The sequence below is a fragment of the Nonomuraea longicatena genome (genome assembly GCF_039525605.1).
Lineage (GTDB): Bacteria > Actinomycetota > Actinomycetes > Streptosporangiales > Streptosporangiaceae > Nonomuraea > Nonomuraea longicatena.
The window spans coordinates 333,034-347,721 of sequence record NZ_BAAAHQ010000015.1 but is presented as its reverse complement, the minus strand read 5'-3'; the positions used below and the strand labels follow the sequence as shown (position 1 = coordinate 347,721).

At 72.1% G+C, this 14,688-nt stretch carries 13 protein-coding genes; 7 read left to right on the top strand and 6 right to left on the bottom strand.

What is annotated here, in order from left to right; translation table 11 throughout:
* The 4 genes from ABD120_RS17155 to ispH form a co-directional block, all read right to left on the bottom strand.
* Positions 1 to 283: flavodoxin-dependent (E)-4-hydroxy-3-methylbut-2-enyl-diphosphate synthase (locus ABD120_RS17155; protein ID WP_343950900.1), on the bottom strand; the 283-nt coding region annotated here is incomplete at its 3' end.
* Complete coding sequence (locus tag ABD120_RS17150) at positions 280 to 2,082, bottom strand: 1-deoxy-D-xylulose-5-phosphate synthase (protein WP_343950899.1); 1,803 nt, start codon at positions 2,080 to 2,082, stop codon at positions 280 to 282. The genes ABD120_RS17150 and ABD120_RS17155, both read right to left, overlap by 4 nt.
* 24 nt (positions 2,083 to 2,106) lie before the next feature.
* Positions 2,107 to 3,150 carry a polyprenyl synthetase family protein gene (locus ABD120_RS17145; protein WP_343950898.1) on the bottom strand — a complete coding sequence of 348 codons (1,044 nt, stop codon included), beginning with the start codon at positions 3,148 to 3,150 and terminating at the stop codon, positions 2,107 to 2,109.
* On the bottom strand, positions 3,132 to 4,130 hold the full coding sequence (gene ispH / locus ABD120_RS17140; RefSeq protein ID WP_343950897.1) for a 4-hydroxy-3-methylbut-2-enyl diphosphate reductase: 999 nt from the start codon (positions 4,128 to 4,130) through the stop codon (positions 3,132 to 3,134). Before ispH ends, ABD120_RS17145 begins: the two co-directional genes overlap by 19 nt.
* Positions 4,131 to 4,443: 313 nt before the next feature.
* Here ispH and ABD120_RS17135 point away from each other — a divergent pair, with 313 nt between their 5' ends.
* The 5 genes from ABD120_RS17135 (at position 4,444) to ABD120_RS17115 (ending at position 10,298) form a co-directional block, all read left to right on the top strand.
* A complete protein-coding gene (locus tag ABD120_RS17135) occupies positions 4,444 to 5,655 on the top strand; it encodes an IS701 family transposase (RefSeq protein WP_343950896.1) in 1,212 nt (403 codons plus the stop codon).
* Between the two features lie 61 nt (positions 5,656 to 5,716).
* Complete coding sequence (locus tag ABD120_RS17130; protein ID WP_343950895.1) at positions 5,717 to 6,889, top strand: 3-deoxy-7-phosphoheptulonate synthase; 1,173 nt, start codon at positions 5,717 to 5,719, stop codon at positions 6,887 to 6,889.
* Between the two features lie 26 nt (positions 6,890 to 6,915).
* Positions 6,916 to 7,686 carry a 2,3-dihydro-2,3-dihydroxybenzoate dehydrogenase gene (locus ABD120_RS17125; RefSeq protein WP_343950894.1) on the top strand — a complete coding sequence of 257 codons (771 nt, stop codon included), beginning with the start codon at positions 6,916 to 6,918 and terminating at the stop codon, positions 7,684 to 7,686.
* A 23-nt stretch (positions 7,687 to 7,709) separates the two neighbouring features.
* Complete coding sequence (locus ABD120_RS17120) at positions 7,710 to 8,396, top strand: isochorismatase family protein (RefSeq protein ID WP_343950893.1); 687 nt, start codon at positions 7,710 to 7,712, stop codon at positions 8,394 to 8,396.
* A gap of 27 nt (positions 8,397 to 8,423) precedes the next feature.
* Positions 8,424 to 10,298, top strand: coding sequence for an anthranilate synthase family protein (locus ABD120_RS17115; RefSeq protein ID WP_343950892.1), 1,875 nt, complete (start codon positions 8,424 to 8,426; stop codon positions 10,296 to 10,298).
* A gap of 3 nt (positions 10,299 to 10,301) precedes the next feature.
* On the opposite strand, the gene ABD120_RS17110 is transcribed toward ABD120_RS17115, so the two are convergent.
* Positions 10,302 to 10,745: a pyridoxamine 5'-phosphate oxidase family protein gene (locus tag ABD120_RS17110; protein WP_343950891.1), complete on the bottom strand. Its 444-nt coding sequence runs from the start codon at positions 10,743 to 10,745 to the stop codon at positions 10,302 to 10,304.
* A gap of 26 nt (positions 10,746 to 10,771) precedes the next feature.
* Positions 10,772 to 12,154 carry an NDP-hexose 2,3-dehydratase family protein gene (locus ABD120_RS17105; RefSeq protein ID WP_343950890.1) on the bottom strand — a complete coding sequence of 461 codons (1,383 nt, stop codon included), beginning with the start codon at positions 12,152 to 12,154 and terminating at the stop codon, positions 10,772 to 10,774.
* A 189-nt stretch (positions 12,155 to 12,343) separates the two neighbouring features.
* On the opposite strand from ABD120_RS17105, the gene ABD120_RS17100 reads away from it, so the two are divergent.
* Both ABD120_RS17100 and rfbB read left to right on the top strand, forming a co-directional pair.
* Positions 12,344 to 13,408, top strand: a complete 1,065-nt coding sequence (locus ABD120_RS17100; protein ID WP_343950889.1) for a glucose-1-phosphate thymidylyltransferase — start codon at positions 12,344 to 12,346, stop codon at positions 13,406 to 13,408.
* A gap of 73 nt (positions 13,409 to 13,481) precedes the next feature.
* On the top strand, positions 13,482 to 14,492 hold the full coding sequence (gene rfbB / locus ABD120_RS17095) for a dTDP-glucose 4,6-dehydratase (protein ID WP_343950888.1): 1,011 nt from the start codon (positions 13,482 to 13,484) through the stop codon (positions 14,490 to 14,492).
* The last annotated feature ends 196 nt before the right edge of the window (positions 14,493 to 14,688 follow it).

Genomic DNA, 14,688 nt, shown 5'->3' with positions numbered 1-14,688 from the left:
TCTGCGACTTCCTCGCGATGACCGACAGCGCCTCCGCATCGTCCTGCGACGGCACGGCGACACGCACGATCTGGCAGCCCGAGGCCGTGAGCTCGGCGATCTGCTGAAGGGTCGCGTTGATGTCGGCGGTGACGGTGGTCGTCATCGACTGCACGGAAACGGGCGCGTCGCCGCCCACCGCGACGTTTCCGACCATGATCTGCCGCGACACGCGGCGCTCGGCGAGAGCCTGCGGCGTCTGCTGCTCGCCCCTGACCCCCGGCATCCCCAGTTGTACGGTCATCTCCCGCCCTCGATCCGCTCGACCGGCACGTGCACGTCCACCCGTTCCGCCAGTTCCTCCACCACCGCCAGCGCGATGTCCGGCGCGGTCAGCCCGCAGCCCGCGAGCACGTCGGAGCGCCTGCCGTGTTCGAGGAAGCGCCGGGGGATCCCGAAGGCCCGCAGCGGCGTGCCCACCCCCGCGTCCTGCAGCGCCTGCGCGATCGTCGAGCCCACCCCGCCGGCGCGGCTGTTGTCCTCGATCGTGATCACCAGCCGGTGGCGGCGGGCCACGTCGCACAGCACCGGGTTGACCGGGGTCACCCAGCGCGGGTCGATCACGGTGGTGCCGATCCCCCGCTCCCGGAGCGTGTCCGACACGCCGAGCGCCACCCCGGCCAGCGCGCCCACCGACACGACGAGCACGTCCAGCGACCCGGAGCGCCGCAGCACGTCCATCCCGCCGAACGTCGTCGCCGCCGGGATGTCCGGCTCGGCCGCGCCCTTGGCGAAACGCACCAGGGTCGGCCCCTGCTCCCAGGCGACCGCCTCGGCGAGCAGTTCGGCCAGGCGGGCGGCGTCGCGCGGCGCGGCGATCCGCAGCCCCGGCACGACCTGGAGGATCGACAGGTCCCACATGCCGTTGTGGCTCGGGCCGTCGTCACCGGTGACGCCCGAGCGGTCCAGCACGAACGTCACCGCCCTGCGGTGCAGCGCCACGTCCATGAGGAGCTGGTCGAAGGCGCGGTTGACGAACGTCGCGTAGATCGCGACCACCGGGTGCATGCCGCCCATCGACAGACCCGCCGCCATCGTGACGGCGTGCTGCTCGGCGATCCCCACGTCGATCACCCGGCCGGGGAAGCGGCGGCCCATCTCCAGCAGGCCCACCGGCTCCAGCATCGCCGCCGTGATCGCCACCAGGTCCGGGCGGGCCGCCGCCAGCTTGGTGATCTCCTCGCCGAAGACCGCCGTGTAGGAGCGGGCGGCCGAGGCGGCCAGCGGGGCGCCGCTGGCCGGGTCCATCGGCCGGACCGCGTGCCCCCGGTCCAGCTCGTTCCCCTCGGTGTGCGTGAAACCCCGGCCCTTCTCCGTCACCACGTGCACGACCACCGGGCCGCCGAGCTCGCGGGCCCGGATCAGCTCCGCCTCCATCGCGCCGATGTCGTGGCCGTCCACCGGGCCCAGGTACGACAGGCCGAGCTGCTCGAACACCCCCGGCCACGACCGGCCCTCGCGCAGCACCGCGAGGTGGTCGGCCACGCCGCCGATCGTCGGCGCGTACGAGCGCGTGTTGTCGTTCAGCACGATGACCAGCCCGCGCTCAGGGCCGCCCGCGATGTTGTTGAGCGCCTCCCAGGCCATGCCGCCGGTCAGCGCGCCGTCCCCGATGATCGCGACGACCGCGCGGTCGCGGACGTCGCGGTAGGCGTCGGCGCGGGCCAGGCCGTCGGCGTACGAGAGCGAGGTGGAGGCGTGCGAGTTCTCCACCAGGTCGTGCTCGGACTCGGCCTGCGACGGGTAGCCCGACAGGCCGCCCTGCTGTCTCAGCCGGTCGAAGCCCGCGCGCCGGCCGGTGAGGATCTTGTGAACGTACGACTGGTGGCCGGTGTCCCACACCAGCCGGTCGCGCGGCGAGTCGAAGACGCGGTGCAGCGCGATCGTCAGCTCCACCACGCCCAGATTGGGGCCCAGGTGCCCGCCGGAACGCGAGACCCGGTCGATGAGGAACGCCCTGATCTCCCCGGCCAGCGCGTCCAGTTCCTCGGTGTCCATCCGCCGCAGGCGAGCCTGCCCGTCCAGCGCGTCCAACAAAGCCAACGTGATCACTCCTCGTACTAGGTCTCACCGGTCCCGGTAGGCGACCTCGCTGGCCATCTCGGCCAGCTCGGTGCGCCAGGCGGCCTCGACGGGCGCGCGGGCGATGGCGTCGCGGGCCCGGCCGACCAGGTCGTCGATGTGCCGTTCGACCTGGTCGCCGATCCCGGTGGCGGCCAGGCGCGCGCGGATGCGGACGGTGTCCCACTCGGGTTCGTCCAGCAGGCTCCGCACCTGCTCGTCCCGCTGCGCGGCCCAGGCGAGCAGCAGCGTCATCTTGTGCTGGTCCAGGTCGTTGCCGACGGGTTTGCCCGCCGCCCGGCTGTCGCCGAAGGCGTCGATCAGGTCGTCGCGAAGCTGGAACGCCTCGCCGAGGGCCTCGCCGTACTCGGCGAACTCCGGCGCGAGATCGTCGCGGCCGGCGACGGCGGCGCCGAGCAGCAGCGGCCGGTGGATGCTGTAGCGGCCGGACTTGCACACCGCGATCCAGCGCGACAGCTCCGGCTCGATCACCGACTCGGCGGCCACCGCGAGGTCCAGGTACTGCCCGATGGCGATCTCGGTGACCAGTTCGTTCCACACGCGGCGGGCGGCGGGCGGCAGATCGCCGGCCAGCTCGCCGGCGTACACGCTGGCCAGGTCGCCCGACAGGATCGCCACCCCCTCGCCGTAGCGGCGCGACTCGCCCCGCCAGCCCCTGGCCCGGTGCTCGGCGATGTGCCTGGTGTGGACGGCGGGCGCGCCTCTGCGCGAGTCGGCCGCGTCCAGCACGTCGTCGTGGATCAGCGCGCCCGCGTGCACGAGTTCGAGCCCGGCCGCCGCGCCCACGATCACCGGGTCGCCGAGGTCGCCGCCCGCCGCGAGGAACCCGGTCACGCAGAACGCCGGGCGCAGCCGTTTGCCGCCCGCCCGCACCAGCGCGGACACCGCCTCGACCGGGGCCTCGCCCCGGTGGTCGACCCGGCTCCAGCGGGTCGCCTCGGCCGCGAGGAAGGACCGCAGCCGCTCTTCCACCCGTTCCATGAGCGACAGCCGCAGCCGCCGCGCGCCCGTCAGCGCGGTGTCCAGCATCCCCGGTACTCCTCTCTGCGGTCGCCGCCGCCGTCGCCCGCCGAGGTCGCGGTGAGCCTGGCGGGCGGCGCGAACACCACGTTCTCCTGCGCGACACTCTCCAGTTCCACGTCGGTGTAGCCGTGGGCGGCCAGTTCCTCAAGGAGCTGGTCCACGAGGATCTCGGGGGCGCTGGCCCCCGCGCTCACCCCCACCGTCGAGACCTCCGCCAGCCAGGCCGGGTCGAAGGCCGTCACGTCCGGCACCAGGTGCGCGGCGACGCCGTGCCGCCTGGCCACCTCGACCATGCGGATCGAGTTGCTGGAGTTGCGCGAGCCGACGACGAGCACCAGGTCGCTGCGCGGCACGATGGCCTTGATGGCGTCCTGGCGGTTCTGGCTGGCGTAGCAGATGTCGTCGGTACCCGGTCCGAGCAGGTCGGTGAACCTGCGCTGCAGCACGCCGATGATGTCGCGGGTCTCGTCCACCGACAGCGTCGTCTGGGTGAGGTAGGCGACCGGGGTGTCGGGTTTCAGGTCCAGCCGCTCGGCGTCCTCGACGGTCTCGACGATGACGGTCTGCCGGGGGGCGTGGCCGTAGGTGCCCTCGACCTCCTCGTGGTCGGCGTGCCCGACGAGCAGCAGGGTGCGGCCCTGTACGGCGTACCGCTTGGCCTCCTGGTGCACCTTCGACACCAGGGGGCAGGTGGCGTCGATCACGTCGAGCTGCCGCGACTTCGCGTTCTCGCGCACCTGCGGGGAGACCCCGTGGGCGGAGAAGACGCAGATGGCCCCCTCCGGCACCTCGTCCTCGGAATCCACGAACCGCGCGCCGCGCCGTCTCAGCAGACCCACCACGTAGTGGTTGTGGACGATTTCCTTGCGCACATAGACGGGCGGCCCATGGCGTTCCAGCGCCAACTCGATGATGGCGATCGCCCGGCGTACCCCGGCACAGAAACTGCGGGGTTCCGCGAGAATTACTTTCTTCTCCACCTGCATAAACGACTCCGCTTCCACACCGATCCGGCGGGTAGGCATTTCACGCCCTGACACGGACCACCGACTGTGCCGGACCCCGGGAGGCGAAGTCAATCAATGTGACAGGCGCTTAGCAGTAATCAGCCATGCATTAGTGTGCCTGGGGCATCGCCCCTGCTGGGGCACGGGTCCGCCACGGTGAAATGGGCCCCGTGCTGAACATTGCCACAGTGTTGTCATTCATCAGGCAGCAGGCAAATCCATAGCATCGGGGAATCTGAGTCGCTGGAGAAGATCGTTTCCGGCATGGGAAAACGACAGCCTGGGACTGCTCATGAGAACCGCCGACCTGAGAACCCTTGAGCCGGCCATCGAGAACACGGCCACCACATACTCGCCGTCGACCGTCGCCGACGACGCGGTGCTCACCGAGGTGTGCGCCGCCCTTTTCACCTTTCTGCGCCGCAGCGATCAGCGTAGGAAAGGCGAGGAATACCTGCGCGGCCTGCTGGCGGCCCCGGGACGCAAGTCCATCAGGAGCATGGCCGCCGTCCTCGGCGGCCGGGGCACCGCACAGAGCCTGCACCACTTCATCTGCAGCTCCACCTGGGACTGGGTGCCGGTCCGGCGCGGACTGGCCCGCTACCTGGTCGAGACCGCCCCTCCGGCGGCGTGGGTGCTGCACCCGCTGGTGATCCCGAAGGGCGGGCAGCACTCCGTCGGCGTGGGCCGCTTTTTCTCCCCCGCCGACGGGCAGTTGCTCAGCGCCCAGCAGGCCGTCGGGCTGTGGGCCGCCTCCGAACGCTTCACCGGCCCCGTCAACTGGAAACTGCACCTGCCCGGATCGTGGTTCGAGGCGAGCGGGCGCGGCGACCGGGCGCCGGAGGCCGGATCGGAACGGCCCGGCGACCCTGCCGTCGAGGCGTACCTGGAGGCCATGTCCGACTGGGGCCTGCCCGCACTGCCGGTGGTGGTCAACCTGGAGACCGCCGAGACCCTGCCGGTGGTGCGCGCCCTGTACGCCGCAGGCGCCCCCTTCGCCGCCCGGATCGGCGGGAACCTCGCCCTGACCGTGGACGATCCCGCGCTGACCGGCTACGGTTCCGCCACCCTGCCCGCGATGCAGATCATGCACGCCGCCCGCAAGCTGCGCCGCCCGGTGGCGGCACCGGGGCGGCCCGGCGGCCCGGCCATGGTCGCCGCCGTCCGGGTGCGGGAGCCGTCGCCGGGCGAGGAGTGCCCGGCCACCCTACGGCGCGGGCGGCGGCTGCTGCTGTGGGGCGTGGGCGCGCCCGGCGCCGACCGGCCGGACGAGCTGTGGCTCAGCGACGTGCGGACCACCCGCCCGGCCGCGCTGCTGCGGCTGAGCGGCCTGGCCGCCAAGGTGGAGCACGACGTCGCCTCGGTGTCGGAGAACGTGGGCATCCGCGACTACGTCGGCCGCTCCTACGCCGGCTGGCACCGCCACATCACCCTCGCCTCGGCGGCCCACGCCGTCGTGGTGCGCTCCGCCTACTCCGCGTGGCCCCTGAACAGGGCCTCGTGAGCGCGCCGCCCGTGGATCCCACGGCAGGCCCTCGCCACTCGCTTCGGCAAAGGAGAGACCGTTGGAGGACGAGCTGGTCAGGATCCGGTCGAAAGCCGCGCTGCAGCAGCCGGAGTGGGCCGATCCCCGCGTTCTGACGACCGTGCACCGGTGGCTCGGCGACCGTCCGGGGCTGGTGTGCGGGGACGACGTCGCCCGGCTGCGGCGCGTCCTCGCCGAGGTGGCGGCGGGCCGGGCGCTGGTCGTCCTCGCCGGCGACTGCAGCGAGGACCCGGCCGAGTGCAACGCGGCGGCCGTCGCCCGCAAGGTCGGGCTGCTGGACGTGCTCGCCGGGACGCTCAAGATGATCACAGGCATGCCGGTCGTGCGCGCCGGGCGGATCGCCGGGCAGTTCGGCAAGCCACGCTCGCGGCTCACCGAACGGCACGGCGACCTCACGCTGCCGGTCTACCGGGGGCACATGGTCAACAGCCCCGACCCGGACTCGCTCGGCAGACGCCCGGACCCGATGCGCATCCTGTCCGGCTACCGGGCGGCGGCCGAGGCGATGGCGCAGCTCGGCTGGATGGGCGAGCGCGGCCGGACGGCCTGCGAGCCGTCCGTGTGGACCAGCCACGAAGCGCTGCTTCTCGACTACGAGCTGCCCATGCTGCGGCGTGACCGGCGGGGGCGGATCGTGCTCGCCTCCACGCACTGGCCGTGGATCGGCGACCGTACGCGCGACCCCGGCGGCGCGCACGTCGAACTGCTGTCCCTGGTGGCCAACCCGGTGGCCTGCAAGATCGGCCCCTCGGTCACGGCGGGGGAACTGCTGGAGGTGTGCGAGCGCCTCGACCCCGACCGGGTACCCGGCCGGCTGACGCTGGTCGCGCGCATGGGGCCGCAGGCCGTGGGCGACCGGCTGCCCGGCCTGGTGGCGGCGGTGCGCGGGGCCGGGCACCCGGTGATCTGGCTCACCGACCCGCTGCACGCCAACACCGTCACCACGGCGGGCGGCCTCAAGACCCGCTACGTGGACACGATCGTCCGCGAGGTGCAGGGCTTCCAGGCCGCGGTCAGGGGCGCGGGCGGCGTCGCCGGCGGGCTGCACCTGGAGACCACCCCCGACGAGGTGACCGAGTGCGTCGCCAACAGCGCGCACGACGAGCACGTGAGCGACAAGTACACGACCTTCTGCGACCCCCGGCTCAACCCGGGCCAGGCGGTCGCGGTCGTCTCGGCCTGGACCTGGTGACCCATCGAACAGCGGACGGAGCGCCGATGAACAGCAGCATCTCCGTGGTGACCGGCGCGGCCGGCGGCATAGGCGCCGCGGTCGCCCGCGCCCTGGGCGAGCGCGGCAGCGTGGTGGCGGCCGTGGACAGCGACGCGAGCAGGCTGTCGCGGACGACCGCGAAACTCAACGCGGACGGCCTGCGCGCCGTCGGCTACGCCGTCGACGTGGCGCGGCGAGCCGACGTCGAGTCGATGGTCGAGGCCGTCGAACGCGACCTCGGCCCCGTGGACCACCTCGTCAACTGCGCCGGGGTGCTGCGCCTCGGCGGGGTCAGGGACCTCACCCAGGACGACTGGGCGGCCAGCTTCGCCGTCAACACCACCGGGGTGTTCAACACCTCGCAGGCGCTGGTCGAGCGGATGGTGCCGCGCGCGGGCGGCGCCATCGTCACCGTGGTCTCCAACGCCGCCGCGACGCCCCGCACGGACATGGCCGCCTACGCGGCCTCCAAGGCGGCCGCCGCGGCCTTCACCCGATGCCTCGGCCTGGAGGTCGCCGCGCACGGCATCCGCTGCAACCTGGTCGCGCCCGGCTCGACGGACACGCGGATGCTGCGCTCGATGTGGGCCGACGAGCGCGGCCCGCGCAGAACGCTCGACGGCGACCTCGGCTCCTACCGGCTGGGCATCCCGCTGCGCCGCCTGGCCCGTGCCGAGGACATCGCGGCCGCCGTCCTGTTCCTGCTGTCGGAGCAGGCGGTCCACATCACGATGCACACGCTCACGGTCGACGGCGGGGCCACCCTCGGCGTCTGACCTCCCTCGCGGAAGGAACCACCATGCCCGGCATCCCGGCCATCAGCCCCTACCAGCTACCGAACGGGGAGGACCTTCCCGCCAACACCGCCCGGTGGAGTGCGAACCCGGACCGCGCCGTCCTGCTCGTGCACGACATGCAGCGATTCTTCCTGCGGCCCTTCGCCGCCGCCCCCGAACTGCGCGAGCGCCTGGTCGGCAACGTCGTACGGCTGCGCGAGCGCTGCGCCGCGCTCGGCGTCCCGGTCGCTTACACGGCGCAACCGGGCAACATGACCGGCGAGCAGCGCGGCCTGCTGAAGGACTTCTGGGGGCCGGGCATGCGGGTCGACCCGGAGGACCGGCAGATCATCGACCCGCTGCGGCCCGCCCCCGGCGACTGGATGTTCACGAAATGGCGCTACAGCGCCTTCCACCGTTCCGGCCTGCTCGACCGGATGCGGCGCAGCGGCCGCGACCAGCTGATCGTCTGCGGCGTGTACGCGCACGTCGGCGTGCTGATGACGGCGGTGGACGCCTTCACCAACGACATCGAGCCGTTCTTCGTCGCCGACGCCGTCGCCGACTTCTCCGCCGGTTTCCACCGCCTGGCCGCCGAGTACGCGGCGCAGCGCTGCGCGGTGGTCTGCACGACCGGCGCCGTCCTCGCCCAGCTCGGCGCGGCCACCGCCGCCCGTGGGATGGCGTACCTGCACGAGGCCACTCACTGATCGCGCCCGACGAGGGAGGGAGCACCCATGGGCCCACACCCGCTCGACCTGGTTCTGTCACCCCGGCCACCGGCCTTCGCCCTGCTCCACCGGCCCGAGGTGACCGGCCAGGCGCTGCTGGACGTGCTCGTCGGCGAGGTGTCCACGCCGGCCGCGCTGGCCGATCTGCCGCTGCCCGAGCCGCCGGTACGGCCCGGCGCCGCCCGCCACGACGTCCTCGCGGTGATCCCGTACCGCCAGATCGGCGAGCGCGGCTTCGACTGCGTCGACGACGGCGCGCCGCTGATCGCGCTGAGCGTGACCGGCCAGGCCGTGGTGCCGGTCGCCGAGGCGCTCGCCCGCATCCCCGACACGGAGCTCCGGCTGTCCGGCGGGCGCTTCGACGTGGACGACGACGCCTACGCCGAGACCGTGCGCGAGGTGATCGCCAACGAGATCGGCAGGGGCGAGGGGTCCAACTTCGTCATCAGGCGCTCGTTCGTCACCGAGATCACCGGCTACACGCCGCGCAGCGCGCTGGTGCTGTTCCGGCGGCTGCTCCAGCGGGAGTCCGGCACGTACTGGACGTTCGTCGTGCACACCGGGGAGCGCACCTTCGTCGGCGCCAGCCCGGAGCGGCACATCAGCCTGAGCGGCGGCGTCGCCGTCATGAACCCGATCAGCGGCACCTACAGGTACCCGCCGGGCGGCCCCACCCTGCCCGAGGTCATGGACTTCCTCGCCGACCGCAAGGAGGCGGACGAGCTCTACATGGTGGTCGACGAGGAACTCAAGATGATGTCCAGGATCTGCGACCTGCGGCTGCACGTGGAGGGGCCGTACCTGAAGGAGATGGCGCGGCTGGCGCACACCGAGTACCTCATCCGGGGGCGCAGCGGCAGCGACCCGCGCCGGATCCTGGCCGAGACGATGTTCGCCCCCACCGTGACCGGCAGCCCGCTGGAGAGCGCCTGCCGGGTCATCAGCCGCTACGAGCCGCAGGGGCGCGGCTACTACGGCGGGGTCGCCGCGCTCATCGGCACCGACGAGGGCGGGCGGCCCGTGCTGGACTCCGCCATCCTGATCCGCACCGCCGACATCGACAGCGGCGGCCGGGTGTCGATCGGCACCGGGGCCACGCTCGTGCGCCACTCCGACCCGGATTCCGAGGTCGCGGAGACCCACGCCAAGGCGGCGGGGCTGCTCGACGCGCTGCGGGCGCGGGCGCGGGCGCCGCTCGGCGGCCACCCGGAGGTGCGCTCGGCGCTGGCCGGCCGCAACTCGGGCATCGCCGGGTTCTGGCTGTCGCGGGGCGCGGACAAGGTACGGCTGGACCCGGAGCTGGCCGCCCGCCGGGTGCTGGTGGTCGACGCGGAGGACGCCTTCACCTCGATGCTCGACCACCAGCTCCGCTCACTGGGGCTGTCGGTGGCGCTACGGCGCTACGGCGAGCCCCGCGACCTCGACGACTACGACCTGGTGGTGATGGGACCGGGACCCGGTGATCCGCGCGACCGGGCCCACCCCAAGATCGCCAGCCTGTACGCGGACGTCCGCACCCTGCTGGAGGAGCGGCGGCCCTTCCTCACGGTGTGCCTGAGCCACCAGGTGCTCGCCTCGGTCCTCGGCTTCGAGGTGATCCGCTGCCCGATGCCCAACCAGGGGCTGCAGCGGGAGATCGACCTGTTCGGCGTCAGGGAGCGGGTGGGGTTCTACAACTCCTTCGCCGCCGTGAGCGACAGCGACAAGGTCGAGGTCGCCGAGCTGGGGCTGGTCGAGGTGAGCCGGGACGCGCGGACCGGTGAGGTGCACGCGCTGCGCGGCCCGCGCTTCGCCTCGATCCAGTTCCACGCCGAGTCCTTCCTCACCGGCAACGGCAACCTCATCCTCGGCGGGCTGCTGAAGGAGGTGCTCGGGTCGTGAGCGTCAGAGGGCGGCGTACTCGGCCGTGGAGTCGTAGGTGAGCCAGCGCTCCGGCCGGACGCGGACGAGGACCATGTCCTCGACGAAGTCCTTGGTGGCCGTGACGTACCGCTCGGCCAGGTCGGGTTCGAGGTAGCGCAGCGCGCTGGCGCGGTACCAGTCCATCGGGACGGTGTCCTCGATCTCGACCGGCCCCTCGACGCAGACGTACTTGAAGGGGACCTCCTCGGTCTGCACGAGGAACGAGCAGCGGCCGGAGGCCCGGAGCAGGGCGAGCTTCCTGGTGTCGCCGCCCGTGGCGAACTCGATGACGCCGGCCGGCTCGTACACGTAGCTGACCGGCACCGCCAGCGGCGCCCTCCCGCCGACGTCGGCGACGCTCAGCACTCCGACGTGCACCTCGGAAAGGAACCGCTCCCTCGCGGAGACGCTCATCTTCGACGACACTGAAACTCTCCTCGCGGTCTGGGCGCTCACCAACGGACCGCCCGCGTGTTGAAGCAGGCCAGCAGGGTGCGGGCCTGGACGTTCACATAGTGGGGATGGCGCACCAGCGAGCCGAGCTGGCCGGGCGTCACCCAGCGGTACCCGCTCGGCGGCCGGTCCGGCACCTGGCTCTCGTCGACTTCGATCACCGTGTACCGGCTCTCGGTGTTGCGGAACCGGCCGCCCTCCTCGCTGAGCATCGCCTGGTAGAGGACGCGCTCCGGGTCCGGCGACAGCGCGAGGTCCACGAACAGCGGCCGGTCCCCCGCCGCCAGGTGGGCGTAGTTGGCGGGCATGTACTGGACGGTGGGGCCGAGTTCGACCCCGTCGACGAACCCGCCCTCCACCCGGGCGTGCACGAGCACGTGCGGGACGCCGCCGATCCGCCGGGCGAACATCGCGATGACGCCCTCGCCGCACGGTTCGAACAGCGGCTGCGTCCAGCAGGTGACCTCGCGGCTGCCGGCCCGCACGGCCACGGCCACGACCCGGAAGTAGCGGCCGTCCTCGTGCTCGATGGCCGACTCGCGGCGCACCCAGCCGGGTACGGCCGACAGCGGCACCGGCTCCGCCGACACCTCGTGCCCGGAGCGCTCGGCGGTGAACCACGACAGCAGGTCGGCGTCGGAGTGCGCGGCCAGCGCCGTACCCCTGCCGACCGGCGCGCAGGCGAGCACCGTGCGCGCGTCCATGTTGACCAGGTTGTCGCGGTGGAGCAGTTCGCCGATCTGGCCGAGGGTCAGCCAGCGGAAGTCGCCGAGCAGGGGTACGTCGCCGAAGACCTCGACGATCATGTTGCGGTTGCGTTTGCGCAGGAACCACGAGCCGTGCTCGGACTGCAGCACGTCGGCGAGCACCCGGCCGTGGCGCTCCGGCTCCCTGAAGTACTCCAGGTACTTCACCCGCGCGCCCCGGTGGGCCCTGGTGTAGTTGCTGCGCGTCGCCTGCACGGTCGGCGAGAGCTGGATCGGTCTCGGGTTGCCCGGCTCCATCTTGGCCTGCATCAGGAAGTGCAGCACCCCGTCGAACTCCTTGGCCAGGATGCCGAGGATGCCGACCTCGTGCTGCCTGATGATGGGCTGGTGCCATTCGGGGACGGCGGCGGCGTCCCTCCTCACGCGCAGGCCCTCGACGGTGAAGAAGCGTCCACTGCGGTGGACGAGGTTTCCCGTGTCCTTCTCGAAGCGCCAGCCGTCGAGTTCGGCGAACGGGATGCGTTCCACCGAGAACTCGGCGGCCGTGGCGCGTTCGGCGATCCAGCCGGAGACGTCATCGGTGCGCATTCCGCTGCCTTCGGTGGCGGCGGCGGAGCGGGCGAACCGTACGGGGAGGTCGAGGTCCTCTCTGGGCCGCAGCTGGGATCCCTTCATAATTGTCGAGGATCTAGAAATCCCCGAGTTTTCGTGGAAAACGCCGGGAAGTCTGTCAGGTCAGCGAGCTGACACACTCCGGTATTGATTCGGGAAGCGCACTTCTCCGGCCGGCCTACATTGGTCCCGATAAACGATGGACCACGCTTGCCCGAAATATCGTGACCGGTTTTCTGAGAGGGGTCGTCCGTGAAGGCTCTGGTCTTGTCCGGCGGGTCCGGAACCCGCCTGCGGCCGTTCAGCCACTCGCTGCCGAAACAGCTGATCCCGATCGCCGGCAAACCGGTTCTGGAGCACGTCCTGGACAATCTCCGCGCGCTCGGGATCACCGACATCGGCGTGGTCGTCGGCGACCGCGCCGACGACATCGCCGGCGCGATCGGCGACGGGGCCCGGTTCGGCGCGCGCGTCACCTACATCGCGCAGCCCGAGCCGCTCGGCCTCGCCCACTGCGTACGGCTGGCCCGCGACTTCCTCGCCGACGACGACTTCGTGATGTATCTGGGCGACAACATGCTCCCGGACGGCGTCGCCGGCATCGCCGAGGACTTCGCCGCCGCCCGGCCCGCCGCCCAGGTGGTCGTGCACAAGGTCAGCGACCCCGAGTCGTTTGGCGTGGCCGAACTGGGCCCGGACGGGACGGTGCTGCGCCTGGTCGAGAAGCCGAAGGAGCCGAGGAGCGACCTGGCCCTGATCGGCGTGTACTTCTTCACACCCGCCATCCACGCGGCCGTCGCGGCCGTCAAGCCCAGCGGCCGGGGCGAGCTGGAGATCACCGACGCGATCCAGTGGCTGGTCGACGGCGGCCACGACGTACGCGCCTGCGAATACCTCGGCTACTGGCAGGACACCGGCCGCGTCGAGGACGTGCTGCGCTGCAACCGCCGCCTGCTCGACCGGCTGGAGCCGGCCGTCCTCGGCCAGGTCGATGCGGCCAGCACACTGAGCGGCGCGGTCGTCGTCGAACCCGGCGCCCGCGTGATCCGCTCCCGCGTCGAGGGGCCCGCCATCATCGGCGCGGGCACCCTGGTCGAGGACAGCCACGTCGGCGGGTACACCGCGATCGGCCGCGACTGCGAACTGCGGCACGCGGGGATCCGGGGCTCGATCGTGCTGGATTCGGCCACGATCACGCTGGTCCGCGACGTCCGCGACTCCCTCATCGGACGCTCGGCGTCGGTGGGCGCCCCGGGCGACGGCACGGGGCACCGGCTGATCGTCGGCGATCACGCACACGTGGAGGTCGCCGCGTGAGGCCGGCTTCCGGCCACCAGGCGCCCGGCGTGAGGCCGATCTTCGGCGAACAGGCGGACGTGGAGGCTGCGGTATGAGGCTGTTCGTCACCGGCGCGGCCGGGTTCATCGGCTCGCACTTCGCGCGGACCGTCCTCGCCGACGGCTACCCCGGCCTGTCCGGCGCGACGATCACCGCGCTGGACAAACTCACCTACTCCGGCAACCGCGACAACCTCCCCGCCGACGGGCCGCGCCTGTCGTTCGTGCACGGCGACGTCTGCGACCGCGACCTGCTCAGGCAGGTGCTGCCCGGCCACGACGCCGTCGTCCACTTCGCCGCGGAGACGCACGTCGACCGCTCGATCGAGGGGGCGGACGAGTTCTTCCGCACCAACGTGCTCGGCACCCACACGGTGCTGGACACCGCCCTGCAGTGCGGCGTCGGGCGGGTGGTGCACGTCTCCACCGACGAGGTGTACGGATCCATCGCCAAGGGGTCGTGGACCGAGTTGGACCCGCTGCTGCCGAACTCGCCGTACGCGGCCTCCAAGGCGGGCTCCGATCTGGTGGCGCGCTCGTACTGGCGCACCCACCGGCTCGACGTCTCGATCACCCGCTGCACCAACAACTACGGGCCGTACCAGCATCCGGAGAAGCTCATCCCGCTGTTCATCACGAACCTGCTCGAAGGCGGGCACGTGCCGGTGTACGGCGACGGCGGCAACATGCGCGAGTGGATGCACGTGGACGACCACTGCCGGGCGGTCGCCCTGGTGCTGACGCGGGGCCGCGCGGGCGAGGTCTACAACGTGGGCGGCGGCACGGAGGAGACCAACCTCGCCGTCACCGAGCGGCTGCTGGAGCTGTGCGGGGCCGATCGTTCGGCGATCCGCATGGTGCCCGACCGCAAGGGCCACGACCTGAGGTACTCGGTGGACGAGTCCAAGATCCGGGAGGAGCTCGGCTACGAGCCGCGCATCCCCTTCGCCGCAGGGCTGGCCGACACGGTCGCGTGGTACCGCGACCACCCGGACTGGTGGAAACCCACCAAGCACGCCACCAGTCCAGACGAAACAGTCCAGGACCGAGGACTGTCGGGATAGAGCGTGATCCGGGCAGACCAGATCGCCGGGTCCGGCCTCAGCACCCGTTCCGGATCAGGCAGTGCCGGGCAGGCTTGCGACCAGGTCGCCGGGTTCGGCCTCGGCTCCGCGTTCCAGTTCGGCCGTGAACTCTCCCGCGCTCAGCACCGTGCGCACCGCCGCCGCCGTACGCTCGACGTCGCCGCGCTCGGCGGCA

Excerpts from the sequence above, each read along its gene's own strand:
- ABD120_RS17135 (WP_343950896.1), top strand. The coding sequence starts at position 4,444 with ATGAGAACCGCCGACCTGAGAACCCTTGAGCCGGCCATCGAGAACACG.
- ABD120_RS17125 (WP_343950894.1), top strand. The coding sequence starts at position 6,916 with ATGAACAGCAGCATCTCCGTGGTGACCGGCGCGGCCGGCGGCATAGGC.
- ispH (WP_343950897.1), bottom strand. The coding sequence starts at position 4,130 with ATGCAGGTGGAGAAGAAAGTAATTCTCGCGGAACCCCGCAGTTTCTGT.
- ABD120_RS17105 (WP_343950890.1), bottom strand. The coding sequence starts at position 12,154 with ATGAAGGGATCCCAGCTGCGGCCCAGAGAGGACCTCGACCTCCCCGTA.
- rfbB (WP_343950888.1), top strand. The coding sequence starts at position 13,482 with ATGAGGCTGTTCGTCACCGGCGCGGCCGGGTTCATCGGCTCGCACTTC.
- ABD120_RS17145 (WP_343950898.1), bottom strand. The coding sequence starts at position 3,150 with ATGCTGGACACCGCGCTGACGGGCGCGCGGCGGCTGCGGCTGTCGCTC.
- ABD120_RS17115 (WP_343950892.1), top strand. The coding sequence starts at position 8,424 with ATGGGCCCACACCCGCTCGACCTGGTTCTGTCACCCCGGCCACCGGCC.
- ABD120_RS17120 (WP_343950893.1), top strand. The coding sequence starts at position 7,710 with ATGCCCGGCATCCCGGCCATCAGCCCCTACCAGCTACCGAACGGGGAG.